The 16,463-nt window shown below is 39.9% G+C and carries 15 protein-coding genes, 2 tRNA genes and 1 pseudogene; 11 read left to right on the plus strand and 7 right to left on the minus strand.

Going from position 1 to position 16,463, the window contains the following annotated elements; all coding sequences use genetic code 11:
* Positions 1-780 (minus strand): enoyl-CoA hydratase-related protein, encoded by a 780-nt coding sequence (locus tag GFS24_RS11190; protein WP_153659648.1) that lies wholly within the window; start codon positions 778-780, stop codon positions 1-3.
* Between the two features lie 12 nt (positions 781-792).
* On the minus strand, positions 793-1,848 hold the full coding sequence (locus GFS24_RS11195; RefSeq protein ID WP_153659649.1) for a DUF3667 domain-containing protein: 1,056 nt from the start codon (positions 1,846-1,848) through the stop codon (positions 793-795).
* Positions 1,849-1,962: 114 nt separating this feature from the next.
* Between GFS24_RS11195 and GFS24_RS11200 the strand changes: the two genes are divergently transcribed.
* The 3 genes from GFS24_RS11200 to GFS24_RS11210 all read left to right on the plus strand — a co-directional run bounded on the left by GFS24_RS11200 (position 1,963) and on the right by GFS24_RS11210 (position 3,120).
* Positions 1,963-2,802 (plus strand): RHS repeat domain-containing protein, encoded by an 840-nt coding sequence (locus GFS24_RS11200; protein ID WP_153659650.1) that lies wholly within the window; start codon positions 1,963-1,965, stop codon positions 2,800-2,802.
* Between the two features lie 73 nt (positions 2,803-2,875).
* Positions 2,876-2,951 (plus strand) — tRNA-Gly (locus GFS24_RS11205).
* Between the two features lie 83 nt (positions 2,952-3,034).
* A tRNA-Leu gene (locus GFS24_RS11210) sits at positions 3,035-3,120 on the plus strand.
* A 127-nt stretch (positions 3,121-3,247) separates the two neighbouring features.
* Here GFS24_RS11210 and GFS24_RS11215 read toward each other — a convergent pair.
* Positions 3,248-3,421, minus strand: a complete 174-nt coding sequence (locus tag GFS24_RS11215; protein WP_153659651.1) for a hypothetical protein — start codon at positions 3,419-3,421, stop codon at positions 3,248-3,250.
* Between the two features lie 115 nt (positions 3,422-3,536).
* Between GFS24_RS11215 and GFS24_RS11220 the strand changes: the two genes are divergently transcribed.
* From GFS24_RS11220 to GFS24_RS11245, 6 genes and pseudogenes are all read left to right on the plus strand, one after another.
* Positions 3,537-4,145: a hypothetical protein gene (locus GFS24_RS11220; RefSeq protein WP_153659652.1), complete on the plus strand. Its 609-nt coding sequence runs from the start codon at positions 3,537-3,539 to the stop codon at positions 4,143-4,145.
* A gap of 80 nt (positions 4,146-4,225) precedes the next feature.
* Positions 4,226-4,570, plus strand: a pseudogene (locus tag GFS24_RS29430) (JAB domain-containing protein); the annotation flags it as partial.
* Between the two features lie 260 nt (positions 4,571-4,830).
* A complete protein-coding gene (locus GFS24_RS11230; protein ID WP_153659654.1) occupies positions 4,831-7,446 on the plus strand; it encodes an AAA family ATPase in 2,616 nt (871 codons plus the stop codon).
* Positions 7,447-7,489: 43 nt separating this feature from the next.
* Complete coding sequence (locus tag GFS24_RS11235) at positions 7,490-9,925, plus strand: ATP-binding protein (protein ID WP_153659655.1); 2,436 nt, start codon at positions 7,490-7,492, stop codon at positions 9,923-9,925.
* A 129-nt stretch (positions 9,926-10,054) separates the two neighbouring features.
* Positions 10,055-10,657, plus strand: coding sequence for a hypothetical protein (locus GFS24_RS11240; protein ID WP_153659656.1), 603 nt, complete (start codon positions 10,055-10,057; stop codon positions 10,655-10,657).
* Positions 10,658-11,078: 421 nt separating this feature from the next.
* Positions 11,079-12,089, plus strand: coding sequence for a two-component regulator propeller domain-containing protein (locus GFS24_RS11245; protein WP_153659657.1), 1,011 nt, complete (start codon positions 11,079-11,081; stop codon positions 12,087-12,089).
* 75 nt (positions 12,090-12,164) lie between these two features.
* Here the strand turns inward: GFS24_RS11245 and GFS24_RS11250 are convergent, their stop codons facing one another.
* Complete coding sequence (locus tag GFS24_RS11250; RefSeq protein ID WP_153659658.1) at positions 12,165-13,073, minus strand: winged helix-turn-helix domain-containing protein; 909 nt, start codon at positions 13,071-13,073, stop codon at positions 12,165-12,167.
* A 299-nt stretch (positions 13,074-13,372) separates the two neighbouring features.
* On the opposite strand from GFS24_RS11250, the gene GFS24_RS11255 reads away from it, so the two are divergent.
* Both GFS24_RS11255 and GFS24_RS11260 read left to right on the plus strand, forming a co-directional pair.
* A complete protein-coding gene (locus GFS24_RS11255) occupies positions 13,373-14,014 on the plus strand; it encodes a YceI family protein (RefSeq protein ID WP_153659659.1) in 642 nt (213 codons plus the stop codon).
* A 106-nt stretch (positions 14,015-14,120) separates the two neighbouring features.
* On the plus strand, positions 14,121-14,477 hold the full coding sequence (locus GFS24_RS11260; RefSeq protein WP_153659660.1) for a hypothetical protein: 357 nt from the start codon (positions 14,121-14,123) through the stop codon (positions 14,475-14,477).
* A gap of 23 nt (positions 14,478-14,500) precedes the next feature.
* Here the strand turns inward: GFS24_RS11260 and GFS24_RS11265 are convergent, their stop codons facing one another.
* The 3 genes from GFS24_RS11265 to GFS24_RS11275 all read right to left on the minus strand — a co-directional run bounded on the left by GFS24_RS11265 (position 14,501) and on the right by GFS24_RS11275 (position 16,395).
* The gene (locus GFS24_RS11265; RefSeq protein ID WP_153659661.1) at positions 14,501-15,070 is read right to left on the minus strand and encodes a dihydrofolate reductase family protein; all 570 of its coding nucleotides are present in this window, start codon (positions 15,068-15,070) and stop codon (positions 14,501-14,503) included.
* Between the two features lie 114 nt (positions 15,071-15,184).
* On the minus strand, positions 15,185-15,736 hold the full coding sequence (locus GFS24_RS11270; RefSeq protein ID WP_153659662.1) for a dihydrofolate reductase family protein: 552 nt from the start codon (positions 15,734-15,736) through the stop codon (positions 15,185-15,187).
* 182 nt (positions 15,737-15,918) lie between these two features.
* Positions 15,919-16,395 (minus strand): DUF4199 domain-containing protein, encoded by a 477-nt coding sequence (locus GFS24_RS11275; RefSeq protein WP_153659663.1) that lies wholly within the window; start codon positions 16,393-16,395, stop codon positions 15,919-15,921.
* Positions 16,396-16,463: the final 68 nt, after the last annotated feature.

Consider the following 16,463-nt stretch of genomic DNA (forward strand, 5'->3'; position numbering starts at 1 on the left):
TTATTTCCCGGTAAAAACGGGCGCTCTTTTTTCCATAAAAGCCTGCATCCCTTCTTTCTGATCTTCGGAAGCAAAGAGGAGGTAAAAGTTCTTACGTTCAAAATGCAGCCCTTCTTCCAGTGTACTGTCAAATGCCCTGAGCACGGATTCCTTGGCCATCTTTACGGCCAGCGGGCTTAACTGGGCAATTTCAGCAGCCAGCCGGAATGCTTCCGTTAAATATAACTCAACCGGCACGATTTTGTTTATTAAACCGCCTTGTAAAGCTTCTTCTGCTGTAATAAATTTTCCGGTGAGCACCATTTCCATGGCCAGCGCTTTGCCTACGGCCCTGGTTAAACGCTGTGTGCCACCTGCGCCGGGCATCACCCCTATTTTGATCTCCGGCTGCCCAAAACGGGCAGTTTCGCTGGCAATGATCATATCGCAGAGCATGGCCAGTTCACAACCGCCACCTAATGCAAAACCACTAATAGCCCCAATGATGGGCTTCTTGATCTTTTTGATGGTATCCCAGGTGCTGAACTGGTCTACGTTATACATGTCTATAGCAGTTTTACCGGCCATCTGCTTAATGTCCGCCCCTGCGGCAAAAGCTTTATCGTTCCCGCTGAGCACGATCACGCGTACCTGCTCATCCTCATCTAAGGCTTTTAAGGCATCCCTTAATTCCTGCATCAGCTGGAGGTTGAGTGCATTCAGTTCCTTTGGCCGGTTTAATTGTATGTGCGCAATAAATGGCTGCGCCTGTTGGTGTATGATGATAAACTCCGGGGACATGTATGTTGGTTTTTATACAGAAAACGCAGCCACGATGATCACAAAGAAAAGCATGATGATGATCGCTCCTATGAAATAACTTATCAGGATCAGGAGCGACTTCAGGATCGCTTTCCAGATAGAACCACCGTAGAACTGCCTGAGTGCAATAATAAAGTAAATATAAACGATCAGGAACATCCAGGCATAGATGTTATCATAATGCAACAGCAGGTTCAGCAACATCGCTACGAGCGACAACAGGAAAATGAATGTATGAATGTGGATAGAAAAGATCGCATGTTCTGAATAAAACATTTTCCTCCGGAAGTAGGCCCATTTGAGCAGTAAAGCAAAGAAGGGCAATAAGATGAACATGACCTTCGGGAAGTTATGCGTCAGTGATTCACTGAGGGCCTTTTGCTGCGCAACAGCATCGTACTTCATTTTTATGCTGTGCTTCATTAAATAGCGTTTCACAAAACCATCCCTTTCCGGCTCAGGTAAAGCTTTTTGCAGGGAATCATAACGAGCAAGCCCTGTTTCTACCGGGGTCTCTGAATTTGCAAAAAAGATGCTGGTCAGCTCTAAATTTTTCAATTCCTCTTTTAAACTTTCGATCCGCTCCAGGTTCTCTTTCAAATGAAGTGAATCCTTTGCGCCCATAGCAATGGAATCCAATAAAACAGCCTTCCTCTCTTCCAGCTTTTTGGCTGTTTTCCCTAAGGAGGCATCTAGTTTTTTCGCACTGTCTATTTTGTCTTTATCATCAGCATGATTAACGATGCCAAAAACAAGGAAGAAAACAAAAGAGGTAAATACATACAGGCGGATGGGATTTACATAATCCATCCGGTGCCCGTCCGTATACTTTTTGGTGAGCAGTCCCGGCCTGGTGAACAGGTATTTGAACGTAAGCAGGAACTTGGAATCGTAATGGGTGATGTCCTGGAAAAAATGCCCGATCAGGTGGCCGAAGGATTCCTTCGTTTCCACATTCTCCTGTCCGCAATGGGAACAGAAACGATCCGGTACCTCAGTACCGCAGTTAAGGCAGGTCTTATCTTTTCTTAAATGTTGTGTTTTCACGATTTAGGTTAAGCAGATTTAGGATGGCTAAAGATAGCGGATTTATAAATTATATTCCCGGGATATACGTTTTGTTTATTTTTGTGCGTTCCTAATCGGGAGCATCCGTAATTTATGGGCATATTAAGAACAATCATATCCGCCGCCAGCCTGTTGCTGGTTGTTAGCACTACTGAGGCACAGTATTATTACCAGGACGTACATAATACACAGCAAACAGTGGCTACAATGGCCTTATTCAAGAATAACAAGGTGAGTTTCCAGCATGTCAGGACCCTGGATGCCAACCAGGAAGAAGACCGCGACTTTATCTGTATCCGGGGCATGAACCCCACTTACCGGCAAATGCGGGCATTGACCCAAAGCAGCGTGAACGGCCGTTCCGTATTGATTTCCACCTTTAATACCGCAGGCAGGCTCATCAAAACGGTAGACAGTGTAGAGAATAACATCAATACGATGCAGTACGAATACACGCCGGACGGGCGCCTGGAAGAGATCAAGGCCGGTTCCCGCGGAACGGAGGATAAATTCAAAATGACGGAAAACCGCCGGTATATATATGATACCCGGGGCCGCCTGCAAGAAATGATCCTCAAAAAAGGGGGATTGGATTCCACGATCGTAAAGTTCACTACAGACAGTGCCGGAAGAGTGATCCAGGAAGCACAACCCGGCCGCCAAAGGGTATATTATAACTACGACAGCCAGGGCCGTTTAACAGATGTGCTCCGCTTCCACCCTGTCCGTAAAAAGATGCTGCCGGATTATAGTTTTGAATATGATGCCAATGGCAAAGTAGCGCAAATGACGGTGGTAAATATAGAGAGTGGCGACTACCTGATCTGGAAATACAGCTATGATGCAAAAGGATTACCGCAGGCGGAAGAGTGCGCTGGTAAAGAGAAAACGACATTAGGTTTGATCCGTTATACGTATGAATATTTTCAATAAGCAAAAAAATACTTGGCAGAATTAAAACTATTCCTATCTTTGCAATCCCAACAAAAAAAGTTCTTATTCATAAGCGGAAGTAGCTCATTTGGTAGAGCACGACCTTGCCAAGGTCGGGGTGGCCGGTTCGAGCCCGGTCTTCCGCTCCATACAAGCATTCCAAACTGTACTTTACAGTTTGGAATTTTTGTTTAAAGTTCTTTGTGAATGTTTACATTTACAAGGCAGGTACACCCGGGTGGTGGAATTGGTAGACACGCCGGACTTAAAATCCTGTTCGCAGCAATGCGAGTGACGGTTCGACTCCGTTCCCGGGTACAATGTGATACAAATAAGCCTCTAACATCTTGAATGTTAGAGGCTTATTTGCTTTTCTACATGGCACACGAATGCGCATCGCAATTTATAAATACTTGCAACGCGCTTTAAATTAGACAATTAAGAACTACTGTTGGTTCGACTCCCCTCCTGGTATATTTTCCTCTATATCTTTATCATCTTCCATTACAATCTCAACCATTATCTGTGCTACGAGATCAAGAAACGAGCGTTCATGTTCAGTTAATTCTGTATTATTGTCATTATCCATTTTAGCTTTATCAACATCTTTTTGATTCATAACTATGAGCAATAGATTAAATAGAATCAAGTTAATTGAAGACAGCAAAAAATGTGTGAAATGAACATTATTAAATTATGATTTCAACGCTGCTCTATTAAAAAAAAATGTAATTATGGATAGTGGCTATTACCAAAAGCTTCGAGTACTTTGGCATGAATTGGGTCATTTTTTTGCCAATCAATATAATCAGCAACATTACCAAGGTGAAGGGACAGAAGAGCTTGTAATTGTACGAAAAGATGTCGGCAACCAGCGTTTCGATTATGAAGGAGCGACAAAGCTAAGGAATTATGTTCGAGAGGACGTACTTCGCCACCCAGCAGCAATTATTGCCAGTTCGGCCTATGGACCCTACTTGCAATGCATCATATACGGACAGGAATTAAAAAGTTGTTTAGAAGCAAGGCATACCGGTGCCCATGGTTCTGCCGATTATGAACAGATAAACAGTGCAATTTTGGCAGCCACAGGTCATTTAGCAGCTCGTGAACCGATTTTCGCCGCCCTTGAACAACATTTTGCACGTATCAAACAGAAGCCGGAATTTTCCCAATTATCAAAAGTAGATATCGATGATTTGGTTCAAAGTGACGCCGACGATTTTAAAGTACCGTTGGAAGAATTGCACCATCGGTTCGATTTTTTCTTTCCCTTGCACGACTCGTATTATCGAGAACTAGTATCAACCCTTGAAACGATACTGAAACCCTGGCTGCGCTAGGCATTAAAGGTGATATTTCCTAAGAACACTATGTTTAAAAGCTTTGAGATCATAACAAGTTTCATTTTGTTGAGCATTTCAAATTGGTTCCGCTTAACCATAGTAATCAAGTTCTGGGAATTGTACTGGTTGTAACAGGTGGCTTGAGCAACTGTTCGGTGGACGCCAGGCTAATTTTTTTTGTCACGGCATTAAAAGCATCAGCAACGCGCATTATTCTGGTGCAAAATCATCCCTCAAACAACCTGCCGCCCAGCAATAGCGATATCAACATAACCTTAAAACTCACCGTAAACTACTGGACATTTAGGTATTGGATCACCTCATCACTACTTCCGAAAGATATTATATCTATGACCTATATAAACATAGTAATACTAACGTCATTAGTATTCACAGGACCGTTGATGAAAACTTCGAATTAGATAATAGTATATTATTGCCGAGGGGCTAAAAAAACCGTAAGCAAAACTAAATCTGGTTTATTTGTAAATGATTAACAATAAAGTTTACAACAGTCCAATGTCTAATGATCTATTATAGGTAACTTGCTATTGTCAGTATGTTGTTACCACCTGTTAAGGCAATGACATTTTTCAATATAAAATGAATTGCACCGTGGCTATTTTTGCTCTGTTTAAAAGGTTACTTCTCACACCGCTCGTATCCCTATAAACTAAAATATATGCTTTCAGAAATTGTTGATTGGGTAGAACAAAAGCCACATTCCTGGCAAATAGCTATAGACAGGCTCATACGAAAAAATAACTTATCGAGGGTTGATCTAGATGAAATAAAAAATGTATGTAAAACTGAAAATGGGCTGCAGAACACTTCATATACCTCTGTAAATTTTGTCGCATTACGGGCATATATTTCAGGATCTTCCAGCAATTCCAACATTTCACTTACCAAAATTCATGGCATACAAAATATTAACGCGCTTTCCGGAACTGCTAGTTTAGAGTTTCTCAACAGCGGGTTAACGGTTGTGTATGGAGATAATGGCTCCGGAAAGTCAAGCTATACATCAATACTTAAACACGTTTGTAACACCAGGGGGCATAAGCCATTAATAAGCCATAATCTATACAATGCCACAAGTTTTTCTGTAAGTAAACAAGCGCAAGTTGACTATTCGGAAAACGGTGGCCCCTCCCGAACTATATCTCTATCAAACGGTGTAGTAAGTGATGGGGTATTAAAAAAGATTGATGTATTCGATTCTTTTAGTGCGCAGCACTATATAGACGGGGAAGATGAGATTGCATTCATACCCAAGGGCTTAGCCCTAATTGAAAAGTTTGCATTGTGCCTAAAAACCATTGATACAGAGCTTGAAGCGGAAAAGGCTTTGTTAGATGCTGCCAAATTCGACTTTACTCTCTTACAGCTTGACGATGACAGCAATGCCAAACGATTTCTTAATGGATTAAATCTTTCAACTACTCGAGCGCAACTGTGGGCGGCTTGTTATTGGGATGCTGCAAAAGATAACAGAATCAGTGAGATTGCTACTTTGATTGCAGCGTTGAAAGCAACTGATCCGCTAAAGACCATTGCCAATAACCAAGTAAAGATAAATCGGCTAAAACTTTTTAGGGATAAATTCAATTCACTTGAAACCAACCTGGTGTCGTCTGAAGCAACAGCACATATCGATACGATCCTAAACGATTACGCAGCTGCTGCTGATGCATTAAGGATAAGTTCAGAGAGTGCATTTTCCGGTTTGCCGTTGAATAATGTTGGAGGAGATACTTGGAAACAACTATGGGAAAGTGCCCGTAGGTTTTACAATGAAAGTAGAAACGCAGAGATTTTCCCCGAAACGAACATGGACAGTAATTGCCCGCTATGCCTCCAAACATTGAGTGCCGAAGCGAAAAGCAAGTTTCAATCGTTTGAAGAATTTATTAAACACGATACCCAAAAAATATTTAATAGTGCAGCGAAAATATATGGTGAAAAAATTCAAACACTTGTAAATCTAGATTTTGATTTTGCTGTTTTTGAACCAACTATAGTTGAACTGGAGGTATATGAATCCGACTTTAGAAGCAAAAATGAAACGTACATTGCAGAACTTAAAGCTGCCAGGGAAGTTCACTTAGCGAATATGCGCGAAAAAGTTACAACAGCAAACCCGTTGACAGAGTTGACAGAAAACTCAAAAGAATATATAGACAGCATAATAGCAAACCTTGAAAGCGAAAGCATACGCTTACAAACACTATCTATTGCAGATGAATTGGAGCCATTGGAAAAGGAAATTAAGGAGTTGAATAACGCAAAGCAACTCCATGCATACTATTCACGAATAGGAAAAGAACTTTTCCGATTAAAAAAATCAAAACTACTTGCAACATGTAAAAGCCAATGTAATACCAGAGCGTCAACAACACTTAGTAATGAGCTTGCTTCCATTTATGTAACCCAAAACCTTCAAATTAAGTTTCAGGAAGAACTTACCAAATTGGGATTTAAAAATATTAAGGTTGAGGCTGATACACGTGGTGAAAGAGGAAAACAATACCATTATTTAAAGCTAAACGAACCACATGCCGGTAACATACCACTTAAAGAGATCCTTAGCGAAGGTGAACATAGATGTATAGCGCTAGCAACATTTTTATCTGAACTAACATTATCTGACCATTTGAGCGCAATAATTTTTGATGACCCGGTCTGTTCCCTAGATCATAAATGGAGAAATAAGATTGCACACCGAATAGTTGAAGAATCAAAAATCAGGCAAGTCATCGTATTTACACATGATATTTCCTTCTTACTTATGCTCCAGGAACACTGTGATAGAGCAGGACTTAATAAAGAAATAAAAAGTCTTACCAGGAAAATTCAGGAAACGGGTATCGTTGCCAGCAATCCTCCATGGGATGCTTTACCTGTGAAAACTAGAATTAGCATCTTGAAAACCGATCATGTAAAAGTTGATCAGATTGAAAAGAATAGTACAGAAGAAGAATATAAAGCGGCCATACTGCCGCTCTATGGTAAACTGAGGGAAACCTGGGAACGGGCAATAGAAGAAGTAGTATTACATGAGGTAATAAAGAGGTTTGGACGTGAAATACAAACCAAAAGGCTTGCAAAGGTGATTGACCTAACACAAGATGATTACGATTTAATAGATCTTAATATGTCAAAATGCTCAACTTATTTTTTAGGACATGATAGCGCTGGTGCTTTAAATGAACAGATTCCAGACGCTGCAGAATTTTTAGCAGATGCAAAGATCCTGGAAGAATTTGTGAAGACTATTAGAACCAGAAGGAATTAACAAGTTATGAAATTGATTATTAACAATAAGCTTTAGAAATTAAATGACGGACTGGAGATCAGAAATCGAACTTAGATTAGCTAAAAGCCTGATTTATCAAACCTTTATCGAAAAGGCAACTGCCGAAGGGGATGCAATTAAAGGCCAGGTAACATCAATAGTGTATGATGGAGTGAAAGATGCCTACGAGAAATCTAAACTTATACTCAAATACATGCCAGAATACACACTTCATGATGGTGAACATCTTTTCAGGGTATTGTATAACATGGAAAAAATAATTTCCAAAGAACGTGTGGCACTGTTATCTGTTCCTGATTTAATGTTGCTAATGCTCTCTGCATTTTTCCACGATCTGGGAATGGCCCCGTATGAGGATGAGATAAAGGCATGGAAAGAAGATTGGGAAAATGATATACCAACGGAAGAGGAAGAAGAACTTTTTGGCCAATTTAAAAGATTCAAACAAACATACCCTGACAAATTAGACGAAATCAACAGATTAAAGGAACTCAAAAAAGATGCAAAAGCTAACCTTCTTCATGATCATCTTATATCTGAATATATTCGAACCACCCATGCGGTTCGTGCTAAGGAAATCATTGGTCGCGACTGGGCTGGAAGAATAAGGTATAGAGATGCAGACCTCACCCACGAATTGGCCCAGCTTTGCTTTAGCCATAATGAGGACTCCATGGAATTACTAAAGTTCGACCAAGCTTACCCGTGTGGTGAAGACATCGTAACAAATCTTCAGTTTATCGGCGTAGTTTTAAGACTCGCGGACCTTTTAGATTTCGACGCAAAACGCACTCCCTCTGTCTTATTTTCACATCTTGCCGTGCGTAATTCCATCTCATTAGAAGAATGGCAAAAACATCGTGCAATGCAAGCTTGGAAAATCACACCCAACGATATCATTTTTTCGGCAAAATGTAAGCATCCAGCAATAGAGGCCAGCATCCGTAAATTTTGTGACTATATAGATGATGAGCTTAAAAATTGCGGAATAATAATTGGAAAAATGCCAGAACAAAATGCTGGAAAAACCAATCCATATAAAATTGATTTGGCTGTTAGAGTTACAAGAGATAAAATTGAAGCGGAGAAAGATATTGTTTCCGGGGAGCCCATTTACTATTATGAAAATACATCATTCGAGCTAAATAAAAACCAAGTTATTGAACTGTTAATGGGTACCAAGCTTTATGGTAATCCGGATGTAGCGCTAAGAGAATTATTACAGAACTCAAGAGATGCTTGCAAATTAAGTATGTCTCTACATGAAAAATGGGGAGTCCCCTACGTTCCAGAGATTACAGTAAAATATTATACATACGAAGGAGAAGATTACCTTGAAGTGTTGGATAATGGAATTGGTATGAATAAAGAAATTATTGATAAATACTATTCCAAAATTGGGTCATCCTTCTATAAATCAAGAGATTTTTACGAACTTAAAGCAAAAAGTGAGATAGATTTTATACCCATTTCTGAATTTGGTATTGGTATCTTGTCATGCTTTATGATCGCAGATACCATAGAAGTTGAAACTAAGAGGCTAAAAGAGCAGTTCGATTACGACAAACCACTTAAAATTATTATCGAAGGTCACGATAGTATCTTTACAATTATAAAAAGCGATAAGAAGGTTCCTGGGACCAATACCAAGCTTTTGCTCAGAGAAAAGAATCCGTGGGAAAAAATGACTGAATCTGAATTTATACAAGCAGTAAAGAACGTATTTCCTAATCCCCCTTTTCAAGTGAATATAGAAACAGACAAAGAGAAGCTTTCATATACTCCAGCTGACTTTACCAGAAGACATGCAGATGAACTAAAAGATTATAGCTGGGGTAATGAAGATTATATTAGAGAAATCAAAATCTCGTTAAATGAGGATGGTTTTCAGGGTGATGTATTGGTTGCAATACTAGAAAAGGATGCGGCTCCAGTCAGTATTATTAATAAACTCTCAAAAGAAGTAGAAGTTGAAGGAACGACCTTTGATTTGAGTTTAGAAATCACTATTGGGGAAAATGAAATTAAAAAGACAAGCAAAGCCATTGATATAGATGATGAAGGTAATGTTAGATCAACCAGCCGCACCAGTGCTTTAGCAAGATCAAGGTCGCGCTTTTCTATACATGGCATTACTTATGCAGGTAGTTTTTTTCCGGATTATTATAGTAGAGATAAAAAGGCAATGTTAAAATGGTGTATTCCCTTTCTAATAATACTTGATCTGCAGGGAAGTTCAGGATTGGACTTAAATTCAGCGCGCAATGAGATCATCTATAATGAAAAATGGAATAAGTTCGAAGAAAACCTTGCTTTTCTGCTGTGTAAAGGATTACAAGCACAATTGGACGTTAGCTATTGGAAACAATTGGTAGAGCTTTTTAAGGAAAAGTCCAAATCGGAAAATTTCCTCGCTGGGCTTAATAGATCTCTTGAATGGAATATAGCTTCTGCTTAATGTATTTTATGTTCTGTTAGAATTATATATCAATGAGTAGCGGTTTCCTAGCCTCATATATAAACTATAGACAGCAGGATTTTTTGATCCGACCGCATTTAATCAGATTTCCGTACATACATTGTAAAAATGACAGAAGCAATTTTCGGCCTTATTGGTGTATTGGTAGGTTCAGGAATCTCTTGGTTGCAAACTTACCGAACAAATAAGCAATCAGAGAATAAAAATGCAAAATATCTAGCAATCCGAGTAGTATGTATTCTTGACAAATTTGTGGAAGATTGTAGCGATGTAGTCAAAGACAACGGACTTTTATTCGGGCAACGCGATAGCGATGGATATTTGCAGCCTCAAGTAAAATCACCAGGAGCACCTGTCTTTCCGGGAGACGTCGACTGGAGGAGTATTAATCATGATTTGATGTACCAATTGCTGTCACTGCCCTCGGAAATTGAGGCCGCAGATAGGATCATCAAATTTTCAGAGAATATTGCAGTTGCTCCAGATTTCGAGGATTGGTTTAACGAACGAAAATTTTATTACAGCCAATTCGGACTGACTGCATACAAGTTATCAGAAGAATTGTGTAATAAATATAATATTAAAAAGAAGGTATATAACGATTGGAACCCGTTGGATGATCTACGGCACGAATTGAATGCAGTTATCGTCAGACGAGAAAAAAGGATGGAGCGCCATCGCCTTTTTGTGAATAAAGTATTTGGAACGTAGCCAATCAAAAAAAAGTCAGTAGTACTAAAAGGTTTATCTACAATCGTACAATCTGTAAAAAGTAAAACTGTAGGAAAATGATTCGATTACTTGACTATTGTGGTGCTTTGTAGGCTTCTTTTAGCGTAAGCCAATAAGAATCAATGTCTTCATCTGATTTTACTGTCGTTTCATTCTCTAAAATCTTATCCAGAATACTCAAAAATGCCAATAGTGGTTCAAAGAATCCCCCCTCCCGGGTACAAACCCCCTTTTTACGCAAGTAAAGAGGGGTTTTTTATTTTTAGTGAATATTTAATTCAATCCCAACAGTTTATTTACAAAATTTACATTTCTATTTACACTCCAGATCCCCTGCCCTGAAAGATATCAAAGTAGATTCGCTGAATCAATTTTGATAGGATAATTAAATAGAAAAATCATGAAACACGTACTCTTATACACATCGCTATTAATGTTTTTCTTTTGCACCTCCGGTAAAGGGCAAAATGGACCAAACAGCATCGTTCGTACAATCAAACAAGATAAAAAGGGCAATATTTGGATTGCTTCATGGGAAGGCGTTTTTCGATACAATGAAAAATCTTTTACCAATATTACAAGTAAAGAGAGTTCGGCCCGCTTTTTTTCTGTTTTAGAAGATAGAAAAGGAAATTTTTGGTTCGCTTCCATTGGTTCAGGTGTCTATTATTACGATGGGAAATCGTTTAAAAACTTTACAACCAAAGATGGGCTTGCTAATGATCGGGTTACTAATATTTATGAAGATAAAACCGGCAATATCTGGTTCGGCACTGAAAGCGGAGCAAGCTTTTACGATGGGAAATCCTTTCAGAATTTTAAAATGAAAGAAGGGGCAGTCCATGCGACTGATTCTGTCCACGGATCAATATACCAAAAACCGATTCCGGAAGACCATTGGTTTCATAATGATGTTAATGCTATCATTGAAGACAAAACAGGAAAACTTTGGTTTGGCACAAGGGGCTATGCCTTCGTTTATGATGGAAAGACATTTACCACTATAACCAATAAAGACGGAAAACCTTTTGCGAATGTTCGTTCGATAATCAAAGATAAAAAAGGCAATATCTGGCTGGGTGGCTATGACGGCCTTTGGCGTTATGACGGTAGTACATTTACCAATTTCACACAGCGTTTTGTTGGTTATATCTACGAAGATAAAAAGGGTAATATCTGGACTAGTTCAGACAACTCTAATGATTCAAGCAGGGCCTGGGCACTTTCCCGTTATGATGAAAAGTCCTTGTCTGATAAAAAGCCAATGGCAACCGAAATAACAAATAAAGCAATGATCTTTGGGATTTTAGAAGCTAATGATGGGAGTATCTGGTTTGGTGCTTTTGATGGGGTGCATCGTTATGATGGAAAGACCATCACGGACTTTAAAGCTGAAAAGGGTCAGAAGTAATGGCTTACCCCCTCCTCCCCGGTACAAAACCCTCTTTACATTGCGTAAAGAGGGTTTTTATTTTTTAGCGAATATTTAATGTGCCTTTATCTCAAGTTTATAACCTTTGCTGCGTATAACAACAATTTTGATATCCGGATCAACTTCCAGTTTTTTTCTAAGTTTTGATATGAACATATCCAGGCTGCGCCCCACAATAACACCTTCATCTTCCCAGATCTCTTTTTGCAGCCGGCTTCTCTCTATGATCTCGTTAGGAGACAACGCGAAAATGCGCAGAACACGGGTTTCAGTTCCTGTCAGGTCTATTGTTTTTCCATTTGCTACCAGCTTACGATCCTTCGCGTCAAACAAAACTGAGCCTAAAGTGATCATGCCCGTATGCTGACCATCCTCAGGTAAAGGTAAAGTTCTTCGCGGCTTAGGCTTAACAGATCTCAGGAAAATAAAACCAACAAATGCTAAAAACGGGAGGCTACCCAGGAGATATCTGTTCTTTGCTGTATATATGCCTGCCGGTTTGAATTTAATGTTGATCCTGTAACATGCTCTGGGTTGCACTCTTCCTTTGCATGTTACAATATCATCTTTTTTATCTTTGGATATAGCGTATCCATAGGCTACACTGGAGTTGTCACAGTTCAAAACGTTAACAACATAATCACTTGCGAACGGATCTTTGGCCAGCAAACGCCCGGTAGTATTCACCAGTAGGGCCGGTTGAAAAGTAAGCTCCTTCTCAAACCTGATCTGGTACTCATTTTCTGCGATCTTTTCTACCGGGAGCACCCTTGACGTACTGTCTCCCGACTGTAAGAGCAACTCATGTCCGATCCTGCGGAGCAAAACTTCCCTTCTGGAGATATCAAAATCGTCACCACCCTCCATGCTGAAAGCCACGCAGATTCCGGAGATAAACAAGAGTAGTATCAATCCCAACAGGTACTTGCGTTTCCCGGAGATGAGATTTCGACTAAGATGCATAGTATCAAGGTTTTATTTACAAAATTTACATTTCTATTTACAATAGAAATTCCCGTACTGAAAGATACCAAAGTAATTTCGCTGGATCAATAACAAATTGAAATTATGACGCGTAAATCTTTCCTTTTCGCCTTTATTATAGCAGGCATCTTTAATGTCTCTTACGGACAAGCCAAAGTCAATAAACTTGATAAGTTAATAAGTACATATGCAGAATATGGACAATTTAATGGCGCTGTCCTGGTTGCTGAAAAGGTTCTAAATGAAATTATATTCTTAATCAATCTTAATGCTCTAGTATGAACAACAAACTATTAATCACTTACTTAATTTTAAGCATTGCTCCTTTGTTCTTCAGTTGCCATGGACCTGTAAAAGGGGAAAATAAAAATGATGCACCTGCAGGCCCCCTATCCCCGGGACAAAAATATACTATAGATACGAAGGAAAGTGTTATAACGTGGAAAGGTTCAATGCTACTATCTTCAGAGGAACATATAGGGTATGTCCATATATCAAAAGGTGAATTGATGATTGAAGAGGGTCAACTTATGGGTGGTACAGCTGAAATCGACATGAATACAATAGAATATAAAGACAAGAAGAATAAAAACACACCTGTTAATCACTTAAAATCGCCTGATTATTTTGATGTTGAAAAATTCCCCACTTCTGCAATCGCAATTACCAGGGTTACATCAGTGAGTGGTAAGAGTATAAAAGTCACAGGAAACCTAACTATTAGAGGTAATACACACCCGGTTACTTTTCCAGCCGAAATGGAAGTTAAGGACGGAATTGTAGAAGCGAATGGCAAAGTGATCATTGACCGGACAGATTGGGGCATCCGTTATAGATCAGGAAAGTTCTACGATAATTTAGCTGATCAGGCTGTTTCGGATGACATTGAATTCGATATTAAGATCGTAGCAAAAAAATAACATCCTCCCAAGAGGTGGACTAAAATACACTGACCCTAATGGCAGAGTATATGTTTATGCTGTATTTTGGACCCGAATAATCAATGAAACAGCTAATCCTCTTCAATTGACGATTGATTTTCCTGTAGATTCATTTGAACTTCCCTCTTCAACCGGCCGCTACTTTAAAATATTTCTGCCTGCTGATACAATGACACTTGAAAAAGAGGGTTTGTTTAATTATGGTCTGCCAGTTTTAAACTCTTTTTTAGATAAAGGTCTTCAAAAAGCGTCTTCGTTAGAAAGAACCATTCACCCAAAAGGATCAAGTGCGTTTTATTTCGTAACGCTCTTTAATAAAGGAGTAGATGGCATCTTGCGAACAGGACTTAGCCTAAAAGGGCAAGATCTTTTTTATAGAATTAACGATAAAGAAATTTATTGCGGAAAGATTAATCTAAAAAATTTGATGTTACAGAAATAAACAAAAAGCCCACTGTAGTGAAATCAGCCATTCAGCGATCCCACGTGCCGGTAGGTATTTAGGAGCACGCCCGTCGGTGTGGTCTTCGTGCTTACAAATTCAAGTTTGCGGGCATCAAAACTGTCCGATAAAAGGCGTCTGCCGCGGCCTAATAATACCGGGTATACGATCAGGATAACATCGTCTATCAATCCTGCCTCGAGCAGTATGGAGGTTAATGATATACTTCCGGAAAGTACCAGATCAGGGCCTTCTGTCAACTTGAGTTTGCGGATACCATCAATGACATCTTCGCCCAGATCCTTCACGGGTCCCCATTCAAGACTGTCAGGCCTGTGGGTTGCAACGTATTTGGTTGCGGCATTAATAGCGTTCGCCATCGGGAAATCCCCGGCATTTGGCCAGTAGCCTAACCACTCGTCGTACGTGTGGCGGCCAATCAACAGGTCAAAGCTGGTGCCGTATGCTTCCAGAAGCATATCCAGTCCGGCAGGGGTTCGGTACGGTGCGGTCCATCCTCCATACGTATAGTTTTTGTCGTGCTCGATCACGCCGTCCAGCGAGATATGTTCGAAGATCCTGATCTTTCTCATTTTATTGCTATTGAGATGAATGATTGGTCAAATTTAATGTGGACCAGGGACTTGCATGAGGTGCGATCCCGACAATAAGAGGGTGTTTTAAACCATTTACATAAAAAAAATCCATCACTGTTTCAAATAATGAAGTGCCACACATCCTGATTTGAAATGTATGGTATTGACCAGCTTTAGATCAAGTTTTTCCTGAAGGCTTCCGGGATCCAGCAATAGTCTCCCCTTTCCCACAATCCCCGGATGAACAACCAGTTTAAATTCATCGATAAGGCCTGCTGAAATCAACTCCGGAAGCATGCTTACACTGTCTACCGATATTTTTTTACCGGGTTGCTGTTTCAGTTTCAGGAGTTCTGCCGCAGGGTTGCTACGGATAATCCGCGTTTTTTCGTCACCGCTGTCCAATGATCGTGAAACAACAACGCGATCAATAGCGCTAAACCTTTCGGCAAATCTATTTTCAGCTGCTGTGCCGGATTGATCTCTCGCGACATCGCTCCAATAGGGAAACATGAGCTGATACATGACGCGGCCGAAAAAGTACAGGTCGACATCGTCCATCGTTCCTGTAAAATAATCCATAACTTCTTCGCTTGGATTAAAAGCAGTGTGATCGCAGTAGCCATCTATGCTAATGTTCATACAGAATGATACAGTTCTCATTTTATTAGTTTTTGTTAAACCAAAAATAAGCGAAGCATTAAATATTTCGAGGGGTATTCCGTGACAAAAAAGGGTCTTTAAGGCCAATTTTCTTTTTGACAGGATCAGGCTTCTGAATCTAAAGATAAAAAGCTCATCATAGTGATGAGCTTTTTTATTGCCTTACAGTTATGTACCATCCATTACTTTTTGCTCCTTATTACAACAGAAACCAAGGCAGAAAATAAGGCACCAGTAACCAATCCCCCAACAACACTTTGTACAATAAAAGCTCCTGTATTCAGCCGGGATCGCGCTTCTTCTGGCGACATCCCTTTAGCAACAGCAAGATCACGCATATTTTTAAAATATTCCGGAGAGACCAACTGGGTGATGATGAGCTGGTTCACCGGGCTGAATAAGACGATCAGGATAGTCAGCACCATCCCGCTTTTAAATGCTTGTCCAAACGTAATTTTCCCCTGGAACACTTTCCGCTTCTTTTCACGCAGCGCAAGAACATAGATCAATAAGGATGGTATAAGGATAAACGTTGAGACGAGTTGCTGATGCTGGATGTTGGGACCATGCAGCCCGAATAAGCGTTCCAGTAACATCCATACCAGGTACATCCCGAAATTTATTCCTGCCCATTTGAGTTCGGTGTAATATTTTTTCATGTTTTTATGCTTTAGATAAAGCTAAATTCGGAACTAGCCTGCGCATAAAAATTTACATATGTTGAGAA

Source organism: Chitinophaga sp. SYP-B3965 (assembly GCF_009647655.1).
GTDB lineage: Bacteria > Bacteroidota > Bacteroidia > Chitinophagales > Chitinophagaceae > Chitinophaga.

What these genes read in the sequence shown, in the direction of transcription:
- GFS24_RS11265 (WP_153659661.1), bottom strand. Translation starts at nt 15,070, where the DNA reads ATGAGAAAGATCAGGATCTTCGAACATATCTCGCTGGACGGCGTGATC.
- GFS24_RS11215 (WP_153659651.1), bottom strand. Translation starts at nt 3,421, where the DNA reads ATGAATCAAAAAGATGTTGATAAAGCTAAAATGGATAATGACAATAAT.
- GFS24_RS11275 (WP_153659663.1), bottom strand. Translation starts at nt 16,395, where the DNA reads ATGAAAAAATATTACACCGAACTCAAATGGGCAGGAATAAATTTCGGG.
- GFS24_RS11250 (WP_153659658.1), bottom strand. Translation starts at nt 13,073, where the DNA reads ATGCATCTTAGTCGAAATCTCATCTCCGGGAAACGCAAGTACCTGTTG.
- GFS24_RS11235 (WP_153659655.1), top strand. Translation starts at nt 7,490, where the DNA reads ATGACGGACTGGAGATCAGAAATCGAACTTAGATTAGCTAAAAGCCTG.
- GFS24_RS11270 (WP_153659662.1), bottom strand. Translation starts at nt 15,736, where the DNA reads ATGAGAACTGTATCATTCTGTATGAACATTAGCATAGATGGCTACTGC.
- GFS24_RS11245 (WP_153659657.1), top strand. Translation starts at nt 11,079, where the DNA reads ATGAAACACGTACTCTTATACACATCGCTATTAATGTTTTTCTTTTGC.
- GFS24_RS11240 (WP_153659656.1), top strand. Translation starts at nt 10,055, where the DNA reads ATGACAGAAGCAATTTTCGGCCTTATTGGTGTATTGGTAGGTTCAGGA.
- GFS24_RS11200 (WP_153659650.1), top strand. Translation starts at nt 1,963, where the DNA reads ATGGGCATATTAAGAACAATCATATCCGCCGCCAGCCTGTTGCTGGTT.
- GFS24_RS11230 (WP_153659654.1), top strand. Translation starts at nt 4,831, where the DNA reads ATGCTTTCAGAAATTGTTGATTGGGTAGAACAAAAGCCACATTCCTGG.
- GFS24_RS11190 (WP_153659648.1), bottom strand. Translation starts at nt 780, where the DNA reads ATGTCCCCGGAGTTTATCATCATACACCAACAGGCGCAGCCATTTATT.
- GFS24_RS11220 (WP_153659652.1), top strand. Translation starts at nt 3,537, where the DNA reads ATGGATAGTGGCTATTACCAAAAGCTTCGAGTACTTTGGCATGAATTG.
- GFS24_RS11255 (WP_153659659.1), top strand. Translation starts at nt 13,373, where the DNA reads ATGAACAACAAACTATTAATCACTTACTTAATTTTAAGCATTGCTCCT.